At 60.4% G+C, this 11,879-nt stretch carries 12 protein-coding genes; 4 read left to right on the forward strand and 8 right to left on the reverse strand.

The window, feature by feature from the left end:
• Positions 1–28: 28 nt before the first annotated feature.
• From D8676_RS24015 to D8676_RS24030, 4 genes are all read left to right on the forward strand, one after another.
• Positions 29–589 carry a DNA-3-methyladenine glycosylase gene (locus tag D8676_RS24015; protein ID WP_121583699.1) on the forward strand — a complete coding sequence of 187 codons (561 nt, stop codon included), beginning with the start codon at positions 29–31 and terminating at the stop codon, positions 587–589.
• Positions 590–687: 98 nt separating this feature from the next.
• Entirely contained in the window at positions 688–1,173 is a 486-nt protein-coding gene (locus D8676_RS27475; RefSeq protein WP_183097223.1) for a DUF421 domain-containing protein, read from the forward strand.
• Positions 1,174–1,597: 424 nt separating this feature from the next.
• On the forward strand, positions 1,598–1,882 hold the full coding sequence (locus D8676_RS24025; protein WP_121583629.1) for a DUF982 domain-containing protein: 285 nt from the start codon (positions 1,598–1,600) through the stop codon (positions 1,880–1,882).
• A 380-nt stretch (positions 1,883–2,262) separates the two neighbouring features.
• Complete coding sequence (locus tag D8676_RS24030; RefSeq protein ID WP_121583630.1) at positions 2,263–2,814, forward strand: recombinase family protein; 552 nt, start codon at positions 2,263–2,265, stop codon at positions 2,812–2,814.
• Between the two features lie 295 nt (positions 2,815–3,109).
• On the opposite strand, the gene D8676_RS24035 is transcribed toward D8676_RS24030, so the two are convergent.
• The 8 genes from D8676_RS24035 to D8676_RS24060 all read right to left on the reverse strand — a co-directional run bounded on the left by D8676_RS24035 (position 3,110) and on the right by D8676_RS24060 (position 11,818).
• A complete protein-coding gene (locus tag D8676_RS24035) occupies positions 3,110–3,643 on the reverse strand; it encodes a hypothetical protein (RefSeq protein ID WP_121583631.1) in 534 nt (177 codons plus the stop codon).
• A 1,193-nt stretch (positions 3,644–4,836) separates the two neighbouring features.
• Positions 4,837–5,232 carry a hypothetical protein gene (locus D8676_RS27095; RefSeq protein ID WP_147448247.1) on the reverse strand — a complete coding sequence of 132 codons (396 nt, stop codon included), beginning with the start codon at positions 5,230–5,232 and terminating at the stop codon, positions 4,837–4,839.
• The gene (locus tag D8676_RS27100; RefSeq protein ID WP_147448248.1) at positions 5,229–5,546 is read right to left on the reverse strand and encodes a hypothetical protein; all 318 of its coding nucleotides are present in this window, start codon (positions 5,544–5,546) and stop codon (positions 5,229–5,231) included. The genes D8676_RS27095 and D8676_RS27100 overlap by 4 nt, the downstream gene beginning before the upstream one ends.
• Before the next feature lie 60 nt (positions 5,547–5,606).
• Positions 5,607–8,120, reverse strand: a complete 2,514-nt coding sequence (locus tag D8676_RS24045) for a primase-helicase family protein (protein ID WP_183097225.1) — start codon at positions 8,118–8,120, stop codon at positions 5,607–5,609.
• Entirely contained in the window at positions 8,117–8,284 is a 168-nt protein-coding gene (locus D8676_RS27480) for a hypothetical protein (RefSeq protein WP_183097226.1), read from the reverse strand. Before D8676_RS27480 ends, D8676_RS24045 begins: the two co-directional genes overlap by 4 nt.
• A gap of 128 nt (positions 8,285–8,412) precedes the next feature.
• Complete coding sequence (locus D8676_RS24050) at positions 8,413–8,640, reverse strand: transcriptional regulator (RefSeq protein WP_121583634.1); 228 nt, start codon at positions 8,638–8,640, stop codon at positions 8,413–8,415.
• 346 nt (positions 8,641–8,986) lie between these two features.
• Positions 8,987–10,357 carry a tyrosine-type recombinase/integrase gene (locus tag D8676_RS24055; protein WP_121583635.1) on the reverse strand — a complete coding sequence of 457 codons (1,371 nt, stop codon included), beginning with the start codon at positions 10,355–10,357 and terminating at the stop codon, positions 8,987–8,989.
• Positions 10,358–10,651: 294 nt separating this feature from the next.
• Positions 10,652–11,818: a GGDEF domain-containing protein gene (locus D8676_RS24060; protein ID WP_121583636.1), complete on the reverse strand. Its 1,167-nt coding sequence runs from the start codon at positions 11,816–11,818 to the stop codon at positions 10,652–10,654.
• Positions 11,819–11,879 lie beyond the last annotated feature (61 nt).

Below are 11,879 nucleotides of genomic sequence, written 5' to 3' on the forward strand. Positions count from 1 at the left end.
GACGGGTTCAAACATGGGTCACTTCTCAATGAAAATTACACGCTCCCCCGGGTCACTTCTCAGCAGCAATCAACACTTTGATTTCTGTGTGCACGGCGTGGGCGGCATCATCGTTGAAACCGAGGCCTATGCTGCAGATGACCCAGCCTCACACAGTTTCGGCGGAGAGACACGTCGCAACGCTGTCATGTTCGGACCACCCGGCCACGCATATGTCTACCGCTCCTACGGCCTTCATTGGTGCCTGAATTTCGTTTGTAGCCCAGGATCTGCAGTTCTTCTTCGCGCGATTGAACCGCTGCACGGGATCGATCGGATGGTTGAGCGTCGGAGGCTTACCGGGCTGCGCCTGCTATGTTCCGGCCCCGGCCGGTTAGCGCGGGCTCTGGGGATAGACGGGTCCTGCGATGGCCGATTTCTCGGCGATTCCGCTTTCTCCTTCAACAGACCCGATGCTTCCGTACCGGTGGTCTGCGGCTGCCGGATTGGTATTTCGAAAGCTGTCGACAAAGCATGGCGTTTCGGACAGACCGGCTCTCAATACCTAAGCAGACGTTTTGACATATCTGGTCAACCTTTGAACTCGTAAGCGCCAGCGAGCAAGATGGGTGACGATAGAATTCTCGTGCTGACACCGTACCCGGATTTGAGGCCCCGGCAATCCGGCCCGGCCAGGAACGTTGTTCCATGGGTAGCGTTCTGGCCTGTGCAAGGAGGCTGAACGTGGATCAGGCAATACAAATATTCGATTGGGAGCGTATGCTTCTGGGCGACGAGCCGACGCTGTTTCTGCTCGAGATAGCGTTCAGGACAGCCGTCATCTACGTTTATGCCCTGGTGTTACTGAGGTGGCTTGGCAGCCGGACTATAGGACAACTCTCCACAATAGAATTTCTTCTGGTCATCGCGCTCGGATCTGCGGTGGGGGACGCAATGTTCTATCCTGATGTGCCCCTACTTCATGCCCTTCTGGTAATCACGGTCGTTGTCGTCGCCAACAAAGGTCTAGACACCGTCATCGCGAAGAGCTCAACGGCAGAGCGAGCGATTGACGGCATTCCAGAAGAAGCGATCCGCGGCGGAGTGATGTGTCGCGACTTTGAGCAGCGACAGCCTCAGCAGAAACGAATTGTTCCAGCAGCTGCGAGAACACGGAGTGGAACATCTCGGTGAGGTGGCGCACGCCTACATCGAAACGGATGGCGCGCTGACCGTCTTCAAAGCAAAGGAAAGCAGGCCGGGCTTGCCGATCGTGCCTCCTTGGGAAATAGAACCACCGACCGAGGTCAAAGCCACCCAAACGGCAGGCAGGGATTCCCTGGTATGCAAGCAGTGCGGCACGACTGCCGACAGAGATCGATCCACCTGTCTGAATTGCAACCACGACGTATGGGTGCGAGCCCGAGGCTAAAACTACCGACAAGAACCGACCCGCCGTCATGGCGGATAGCAGCGCCGTCTTCCAGCCGGCTGAAGGAAGACGGCAGACACGCACACCAACCTTAAGACCCCTTGAAACGACGAAAACCGCGCCACAAATCTTGTCTCTTAAACGTCACAGCGCCGGATTGCCGGCCCAAGAGCCAAGGAGGTGTCTATGCTTGCACAGCCGTTTTTAAAGCCAGTTGTCGTATGGGTCGGACTTGGCTTTCCCCGACAATTGAACACCGTGGCAGATGCCTACCAATTCGCATCGGAGTGGGGCGGCAATAGCCCTGAGCAACGAGCTGCAGTCCGCGCTTGCAAGGCTGCACTTGCCGGCGACATCGACACTGAAACCGCACGAGGGGTGTTCATGGCCTTTGCTCGCAAGAAGGACATCTTGGTCGAGGATACGGCGATTCCGCCGGCTGCGAGAAATCGGCGTTCAAGTCACGTCTAAGGCACTCGAAGGACCGGCCGGCTGTCACCGCCTGCCGGCCTTCGTCCGCCTCAACGTGGCATCAACAGCCTCTTCACCGACACGTTGGCGCCGATCGGTCTGACCTGCCACTGAGATTTTCATCCACCTTGGAGTTAGAGCGCGACCATGATTGAAGGACGGACGAATGAAGTGGAAGCGGTATTCGGTTACGCTTGACGGCCATAGCCACTCTCCCCGCATTCTCACATCGCGGAACGCTATCGAAAGTAGTCAAGCCAGAGCAATCATAATCACTTTCGCGTCCACAAAAGTACACCTTTCTAGCACAGACCTGTTGACTGTACTTATTGCGTACACTAACCATGTGTCTGCATTCGCATAGAGAAAAGGGTACAGACATGGGCAGCATCGTAGGCTACGCGCGGGTCTCGACAGGACAGCAGGACTACCAGACGCAGCTTGATCGCTTGAAGGCAGCAGGCGCTACGAAGCTGTTTTCAGAGAAGCGGTCAGGCTTGGACGGTAAACGGCCACAGCTAGCCGAGTGCTTGCGCTATGTCAGGGAAGGCGACACGCTGCTTGTCACCAAGCTCGACAGGCTCGCTCGCTCGACAGCGGACCTCTACAGGATCGTGACGGACCTCAACGATAGGGGCGTCGGCTTCAAGGTGCTGGACGATGCGGCCGTGGACACCACGTCGAGAACCGGCAAGCTCGTCATGGGCATCCTGGCACTCATCGCGGAGTTCGAAACCGAGATACGCCGGGAGCGTCAGATGGAAGGCATAGCCAAGGCCAAGGCCGAAGGCAGGGTTGGTGGACGGCCCAAGCTCGTCACCGATGCGATCGAAGCTGAGATATGGAAGCTGCGGAAAGAGGGTGTCAGCATCCGAAAGATTGCGGCCCAGATAGGCTTCTCAAAGGCCACGGTTCAGAAGGTACTGGCATAAGGTGTGTTGGCAATGCCGCAAGCCGGCATGGTCGCTAGCGGCCACCATCAACAGAACTTCGAGTTACGATGGTTCCGCCTCAATCTTCGGCCCAATATCTGTGGTTGCTCGTGCCGTCGACGCTCGGGCTGGTCAGGTATGCATCCGACTTCGGCGCATGCAGCAAGGCACGCAACGGACAATTGAGACCCGCTGCATCATATCACCCTCCCCCCTCCATAACGCAGTCGTAAGATGAGATCACGTCGCTTGCCATCCATCGCAATCGGTACGGAAACGCCGGATAAGCGCCACCTCAAAGATCCAGTCCATCGGTGACGAACGACGCCATGCTCTTTCGATGTTCGACTGCCATCCGCGCAAGCTCCATGACGGCATTGCTCTGCAGGGCGTATTTTGCAGCGGCCCGAGTAATGCGTACTTCATCTGCGTCGGCTTTCTTCTGACGGGCTACGCGGCGCACATCCTCCTTAGCGATCCGCAGTGCCTCTTCATCGATCTCGTCGAGCAGAGACCAATCGCTTTCCCGTACGTCGTCCGCCACGACCCATCGGCCGTCGAGATAAAAGTAGACGTGCAGGAAGGCGTTGCTCGAAACATCGCGAACCGTGTTCACCGCTTCGTTAGCGGAGATGTACTTTGTCCCATCGGCCATAACGAAATATCCGCCGCGGCATTCTCCTTCTCGAAAGCGATTGCTCAGCGGCCCTTCCATCGCGATCTTGAACGGCGTCGCGTTTGGCACGGCAAAAGAGTGGCCGCGGCTCTCTTCCTGGCGTCGCCAATAGCACCCGCCGTCCGCGATAACTTGCAGCAATTTGGCTGCCATGTGCTCTCCCCCCGAGTACTGTCATTCCCTTCAAGGATGCGTTTCCTACAGCCAAGTTCGCTGGCAGTCAGACAACTCGCAGACAAAATTCTAACAACATTATAGATTGCCGCACGGCGTTCCGCCACCGGCAGCGAAACCTACCAATCGGCACGAGGATCAAGGAGTTCAAGAGGCTCGCCGTGCGAAAGGTTCTGTTCATCCTCGGCCGGCTTATATCGGGCGAAAATTGGTTCGGTTTCTCTCAGAGCGAGATCATCCTGGCGCGAGATTTTTGGGGTACCTCTCAATCCCCTATCCGATCTGGTGACGTCACGACTGTTGTCCCCCGAAGGACCTTTACAGTGACCAGCGGAAGCCTGGGCGTCCGCTATCATACGTAGAAGTTTCGCCGCACTAGCACGGAGCGGCGCTGTCTCGGCCAAGCGCCGTTCGGCATCGCGTCTGACGAGGCCTCGATCTAAGGCAGCACGAAACTCCGGGTACTTGAGCGCCCACCGCGAGAGAGTTCTATTCGAACACCCTAGCGCTGCGGCGATCTCGGGTTGCGTTATGCCGCTTCTGGCGAGTTGGATAGCTTCGGCGCAATAGCTCGATGGTCGACCTTGCCGCTGGTTCTGCGTCATCTTCGCCTCCTGAGGGGCGCTGCCCGCCGGGCGCGCCGCCCTTTTAGGAGCTGAAATCTATGATAGACATAAATGGCAATATTGCGCTGTATCCCTCAATAACTCGTTGGCGGCCGGTCGGCACCGCTTCCAGTTTGTCACAGCCAGCGGCGCCCTCCGGGCGCAACCATCCTTATCTCCTTCTGGCGCGGCGTGATGGGTCGCCGCACCAAGTAGCCTCTCTATTTTACCCCGCAGCGACCTTTCAATCTTGCGATCTCGGGCGCGTGGTCGTCATCCTTTCCGAGAGGCACGCCGACTAAGAAAACTCCGAGTGCATCGCGGTCGGCGTTCTTCTGTTGATTGGCGCTGATGTCTGCGAGCCGGTCGCGGTCGTTCTGTGTCACTTTCGGTTGTCGGCCACCGGCTTGATCTGGTCCGGCGGCGTCGCGCAGGCCGTCAGAAGGCAAAGGCCTGAGAGAAGAAGAAACTTGTTCACGACATCACCCCAATTCCGTTTGATCAACAACGGCGAAACCCCTGGCCGTCTACATCATCGCAGATGGCTGCCAACCATCAAGCGGGTCTTCAGGCCCGAACCCGGTTGACGGTTCGCATGAGCCGGTTGGCGTCCCATCGAGTGACATGCCTTCGTGCGTCCGCTTTCTCGACAATGGTTTCGGCGAGCCGGCGTTCGAAGTGGCTGATCATGCAGTCGCGCTCACAATGCAGCAGCCATACTGCCAAGGCACGCGCTTCGCTGAGGGTTGGACAGCAAGCCGGCAGGCTTCGCCGGGGCGGACCCGGCCTCGACCAGCACCGGCGCCGCGGTTTAGTCGGGCGAGCGCGCTGCGTCTCAAGGTCGAGCAGGTTATCGGTGTAGCGTCGGCGGCGGGTCTGCTTCCGCTCGGCGCGGCTCAGGCGCTGTCGGGTCTGTGCGACGAAGGATCGGCGATAGGTTTCGAAATCGATGATCTTGCTCATCCCAATGCTCCATAGAGTGAGGCCCAGCGCGCCGGCAGGGCATTGGCGCTGCGGCGGGGTCGCCGCCGGGAGGAAGGGGCTGGCACAGGCGGCACAGGCAACTCGCGCTGCCGCCGCAGTGAGCTTCCGATCAGTGAAGTCAGTGAAATCAGTGATCCGCCATTGCGCGGCTTTTCAAAACAGATCACTTCTCTTCTTCCGATCAGTGATCCAGTCATTTTGCGTATTTCTTTTTCATCTTTTAGGAACAATGTCAGATAGTTAGCATGTGTTTTGATTTGAAAAGTCGTGCAATGGCGGATCACTGACTTCACTGATCGCAGGCAGTTTTTGACGCTGCGGTTGCTGTCGCCGGACAGGGGTGCCCAAGGTTGTCATTTGCCGCCCCCAACTTCCGGCTCCTTCGCCCGCGCCTGAGCAGCCTGCAGCCGCGCTGCCGGCGTCGCGGCTTCGCGGCCGTAGATCGCCTGCCGCTTGCCGTTCAGCTTCCACAGGCCGTCTTTGGCGGCAGGGTTGCGAACGATGACGTAGCCGACCGCACCCATCCGGTGCGGCACCTTCCGGCGCGACGCCAGATCGCCGAGTTCACGCCCGACCCGATGCTGCATCAGGTCGGAGATGATGACTGCGTCCTTGTCGCCGAGCCCTTCCAGCGCGTCGACCAGCTCCGCGTCTTCCGGATTGCTGGACGCGTGTACGATCTCCCAGAACGCCCCAGTTTTGAGCGGCGGTTTCTTAGGGTTGAAAGCGCTGATGTCGAGCGTTCGCAGGTGATCCGCGACGATCTCGAAACCGCATTCCTGCGTGTACCAGCGATAGAGTTCGTCGAAGTACGCCGCCGGTCTCGGGTTTTCCATCAGCGGTGACCATGCGACGTAGTGGCGGCGATCATCCGGCGGCAGGAAGAGCCCGTCCGTCTTGTGGTTGGTCGTCAAGACTACGCCGCAGACGTTGGGCACGTTGTACGGCCGAAGGTGCTTTTCGTTCACGGTCAGCACCTCGGGCGGGGCCACGATGTAGCGTTTAGTCCGCTCGTAGAAGGAGAAGCGGTTGGCGTCGCCGAGATCGTGGATTTCGCTGATGACCGCGAGTACGGATCGCGCAAACGAGTTGAACTGGCCGAACAGCTCGTCGGGCTTGATGTCGGCGACATTCCACGGCCCGACAGCCTGCCTGACGGGTTCGAGGATCGTATCCTTGCCGATGCCTGGCTTCCCGCCCAGCAACAGCGCGTGGTTGATTTTTTCCGCCGGCCGCTGCACCCGATGCGCCATCCAAGAAATGATGTGGGGGGCGTCCTCGGGGTAAACGAGGTGGACATGGTTGCGCCATGGTCCCGGGTCGCCCGACACCGATTTGCAGACCGCAGGCTTGTACACGTTGAATACGGCCGCCCCTTTGTGAGGGCGTCGACCGCCTTCGTCTATCAGCTCGTCACGTATGATTTCCGGCTCGCCGGGCAGCCATGTCCGCTGGTCGACCGGGCTATTCCTGTCGAGCCATTCGGACGCGGGTGTTGCGTCACCGTCTTTGACCTCGACCGGAGGGACGCGCGCATTGACGCTGGGGGCGGGCCACAGCGCACCAGTCGGCTTGTGAATGTACTGATGGGTCTGCATGTCTGCGGCGAAGTCGTCGCAGGTCAGGGCGCGGCCGTGCCTGGCGGCGTCGGCCCGAGCCGCCTTATCGGTGCGGGCTTTCCGTGTGGTGCGGACCATGCTGTCGAGCGTCCGAAGGTTTATGCCGAGCCGCCGCGACGCCGGGGTGCGGGCACGCTGATATTCCTTCTGCGCGAGCCGAGAAAGCTTCTCGACTTCGGCGTCTACCAGCTTGTTGTACGCAAGCCGTTCCGCCTCCTCGCCGGTCGCCACAGCGATGCCGCTGCTCGCTGCCGAGACCTGCAGCTTTCTGAGCCGCTCGCGAATGCCTTCCGACAGGTCGCAGGGCTTCAGCTCAGCTTCAAGGTGCGTGACGCCTGCAGCGCTCTCCCAGATGGCCAGATTGCCCGTTCTCGTGACCGTCACGAGGCACCGGGTTCGATTAACGGCTTGTGGACCCTCCAGCCAGCTAGCGCTGCAGCGTAGGCCGTGCTCATGCGCCTTCGCGGCTGTGCGCAACTGGTCGAGCGTCAGCGTGTCGCCGTTCTGCATGTCGAACGTCATGTCGTCGGTAAGATCGTAGACGCGCGTCGCGTCGTTCTCGCCCTTCGACGAGCGCTCGACGGGGCTCCAGCCGCGTCGCGTCAGCACGTCCTCGACGATGTCGGCGATCTGGAAGCACTGCTGCTTCGTCAGCTCGGGAAGCTCCGACTTTTTCGTGTCGAGCAACGACGCCTCGGGATAGCGATACTCGACCTTGACGGTGCCGTCGTCATCGACCGTGTGCGGGCCTGCGCATCCGAACTGCCGAGGCGAGGCACCGCCAAAAATCTCGACGCGATGGGTGCCGTCATCGACGGTTTCGTCGGACTTCGTGAACGCTCGGCTGTGGATGCGACCGAACTCTTCCGACGTTCGGCAGAACCAAGCTTCCTTCGCCCCTTTTCCTTGGCGAATGACGAGCTTGCGGCGGTTGTAGGCCTGTCCAAGCTCAGGGATGCGCTCGCACACCGTATCGGCGATCTCGTCCATCGCATCCTTGTCATCGGTGTCGAAGTCGATGACGGCCAGTCCGTTCTCGACGCGCATTCCTGTGGCCGTGTCGCGCGTCGAGCGGTCCCACGACAGGATGGTTTCCTCGGTGATCTCGGCCGAGGTCCAGTCTCTCATGAAAGTCCGCTTGTCGCGGTTCCGGATGGGACTGTAGCCGTTTTCCAGCAGCTTCAGCCGGTCGCGCGTATACTGTTTCATCGAACTTGCTTCCGGAGTGGGAGGGTTAGCGGTGCTCATGAGAGCACCGCCTGCAGCAATCGGCCGACGAGGCCGCCCGCCAGAAAGACGAGCCCGCTGAGCGCGAGCCACGTCGACAGGCCGGCGAAGATGGCGACCGGCAATGGCAGCTCGAAGCTGACGACATTCGGGCCGGTTGGCGAGATGGGGGGTTTTCTGGTCATCGTGATGGTCCTTCAGCGGGACCGTCGCGCCTTGACTTTCGGGGCGATAAGACTATGTTTTCTAAGCGTTTCCAGCACTCAGAGAGAAGTCTACCCCCGGTCGTCGTTCGCGACGGCCGGTTCTCTCGTTATGCTGTTGCAGTGGCGCGGGCTTCGGCTTCCGCCTCGCGGTCGCGTACCCATGCGGCTTCAGCCTCGGGCGAGATGCGGATGAGCTTCCCCACGACGTACTCACGTGGCGCTTTGCCGGCGGCCTTCAGATTGTAATAACTAGACCTCGACAGATGGTGGCGCGCACAGAACCCCGGCACGGAAGGATCACGGAAAGTGGCGATTTGGGTCTCGATGGTAGGCATGGTCGTTCCTCTTTTTGTTCGGCGGTGATGCCTCCATTGATGCGGCGACGCCTATTCGCCCCGTTCCATCCGTGTTCAAAATATACGTAGTAACCTTACTTGATCAACGGTTCTTGCTAAGCACCTTTTAAGCACCATCGACGCTTTACAGTACTTCCTAATAAGAAAATCAATATTAATGGCGGCAATTCTCATATAAAACATGAGAAATATATATCGTTATAGCAACATAGTTCTACGTCTCCTTATGATAAGAATACAAGAAAGCGCTTGCTGACCATCACAAATAAACCCCCGCGCTCACGCGCAGGGGTTCCCCGAAGTTGATAGGAATGTTATTCTAATTCTACAGCGCTTTTTGCTTTGAGCGAGAAGGCAATTGCAAAACCTTACCGCCTGCGTCTGCCGGCGGCATCAACGGCACGATAGCGGCGCGAGCCATCTCCTCAAGCCCGCTCGTGATCCACTTGGCGTAATGCTTTTCGATCATCGCAACCGACGTGTCGTGCGCTGCCGCGACGAGCCGGATCGGCAGGTTCTGCCGGATGCCGCGAACGATGGATGAATGACGCAGCGCGTAGGCGATCACGCCTGGCATCTGCGCGCGCTCCCGGATGGCCCGCCAAGACCGATCCATTTCAGTCGATGTCTGCCATGGCCCGCGCTCCCCGCGCACCCAGCGGATGCTGCCTGGCGTCTGCCGATGCCTCCAGCGCTCCAGGAGCGGCGCATCGCCGGCGCGACCGACCACCGCCGGCCGCAGTGCGTCGATCACGGCCGGCTCGACAGGGATAGTGATCGACCCGGCCTTACCGCCGCCCTTGCCCTTGCGGCTGGACGGCACAAGCAGCCGGGCCTCGGCCAACTGGCAGTCCCTCACCTTCATGCGGGCAATCTGCGAGAACCGCGCACCTGTGGCATTCAGCACGGAGACGAGCCGAAACAGGTCGCCATCCCAGCCAAGTTCGGCGTCGATCTGCCCAGCAGCGCCGAGCAGGCGCATGATCTGGGCGTCGCTCAGAATCTGGCTGTCCCGTGCGACCGGATCGGCTTCGTCGTCGGTGACATCGCTCTTCAGCGCCGCTTTCACGTCTACCGCCGGGTTCAGTTGCTTGCGTTGCCCGTTGAGTGCGGCCTTGAGGTCGTTAACCAGCCGCCGCTTTGTCGTTTCTTTCAACGTGTCAGGCAGGCTCTTGCGCCAGCCGGCGAGATCGTCGTCGGCTAGGTTGGCCATCGCTATGCCGGCCAGCGACGTCGCAGGTATGGCGTCGTGGTTGCCACGCTTCTTCTGCCCCAGAACGTAGCGGCCGAGCCTACGGCTGGCGTCCGACCGCACTGCGCTCCCGCGCCGACGGCTGTCGCGCTCGTCGCGCTTCCTGATGTAGTCCTCAACGACCCGCCGAACCGTGACGGCTTCCGGTTCGGCAGGCGCGTTCTGACGTCCGTAGAGCTGGCGGGCCGCATCCTGCGCCTGCCAGAAATCGAGCACCGAAGCTCCGTCTGCTGGCAGCCTGTCGTCTGCTGGCTTGATGGTCTCCACCTTGTAGGACCGGTCGCCGGTGTAAAGTCGCGCGACCCAGACGCCGCCAACCTTGTTCTTTCGGTAGCCCAGATGCAGCCCGCGAGCGAGCGCCCTGTAATAGGGCTTGCCGCGCACCTTCAGCTTCTCGCGCGCCGCCCGGCTGTCCAACTGGGCATCCTTCACTCGTTTTGCCATGATCCTGGCTCCGATCTGTCCAACTCTTTGTCCAATATACATGCGCTGACTCAGTTGGACAAGCATGGATTGCGCTACTCAATTCATTGAGTTTAGTGAGGTTTCAATGGACGAGGCTGAACCTGGCTGGCTTATCTTCAAGCCCTCTCACGGCGCAAACCGGGGTTCGATTCCCCGTGGGCGTACCAAGCTCTTTCCAGCGGCTTGGCCTGTTCCCTCATAATATGCAGTCAGAACGGCTTCCGGGAGCGTAGTCGCGCTCTGGAATTGCCCGGTCGCGATGGCGCGTCCTGTCTATACGATCCTCAGCAGGGGCGGCTTGGGCTTGTAGACGCTGCTGCCGTTGCGGCCGTCGCGCTTGGTGCCGAGGAGCGCAGCGTCGGCGAGCGGCAGGCTGTCGGCAAGGCCGACGGGTGAATCCGGTCTCCACTCGGCGACACCTATGCTGGCGGAAACCGCGATGTCGTTGCCGCGCCAGTTCAGCGGGCGGTCCGCAATCGAGCGGGCCAGCTGCTCGGCTATCGAGCTCGCCTGGACGACATTGACGCCGGGCAGCAAGATGCAGAACTCATCGCCGCCGATACGCGCCAGGAAATCGCCGTCCCGCAGCAGGGAGGCCGTCACCGACGCTATATGCTTCAGGGCGGCGTCGCCGGCGGCATGTCCGTATGCGTCGTTGATGTCCTTGAATTTGTCGAGGTCGATCATCAGCACCCCGACGCTGCTGTCCTTTCGCCTCGCGGACTTTTCGCTGAAGCGGATTCTCTCTCCGAGTGCCCGCCGGTTCGGCAGGCCCGTCAGCTCGTCGCGCGTCGCCAGTGCGTGCAAGTCGGCGCGCAGGCGATCGGTCGTCATCAGCAGGAAGCCGAGATTCCAGATGCTGGCGCCAATGACAGCGCAGACGAGGAACCAGGCTGCGAGCACATAATAGGCGTCGGTGCTCATCCACCCGGCGAGCCGGAGCGCGTTGGTCACGGCTTCGGCGCTCTGGCCGACGATCAGCACGCCGCCGGCGGCCGCGGCCACCCAGGCGCCCAGATGCCGTCTGCCGGCGCTGAGCAATGTCGCGATGGCCAAGGCAACGGCGACTATCTGGCCGAGCGCGAAGATGATGTTGTTGGCTGCCTGTGACGATCCGAAAAGTATCATGGCCCCGACACTGACCGCGACGATCAGGGCGACCCAGTGCCAGGTGGGCGCCTGCCCGTAAAATACGCGGACGCCCTGCCAGATGACGGCGAAGCTGCCGATGACCAGCACGTTCCCGACATAGAGCAGCAGGGGCCAGCCGTCGCCGAGCACGAGGGCCGGCCCGCTGAGACAGGTCATGACCAGCGCGGCCAGCCAGTATCTGGCGGCGTGCAGCGAGCGGTATGAAAAGGCGATGAGCGCCCACACCAGCGCAAAGCCAATGGAGTTGAGCAGGATGACGACGTAAAGCGTCGGAAAGTCGAGCTTCATCCCCGCCTCTTGAACGGTTCACGCTGTTGTCTCTGTACGGAGATTTGCGGACAGGGCCATC

This window comes from Mesorhizobium sp. YM1C-6-2, from assembly GCF_003666685.1.
GTDB lineage: Bacteria > Pseudomonadota > Alphaproteobacteria > Rhizobiales > Rhizobiaceae > Mesorhizobium_K.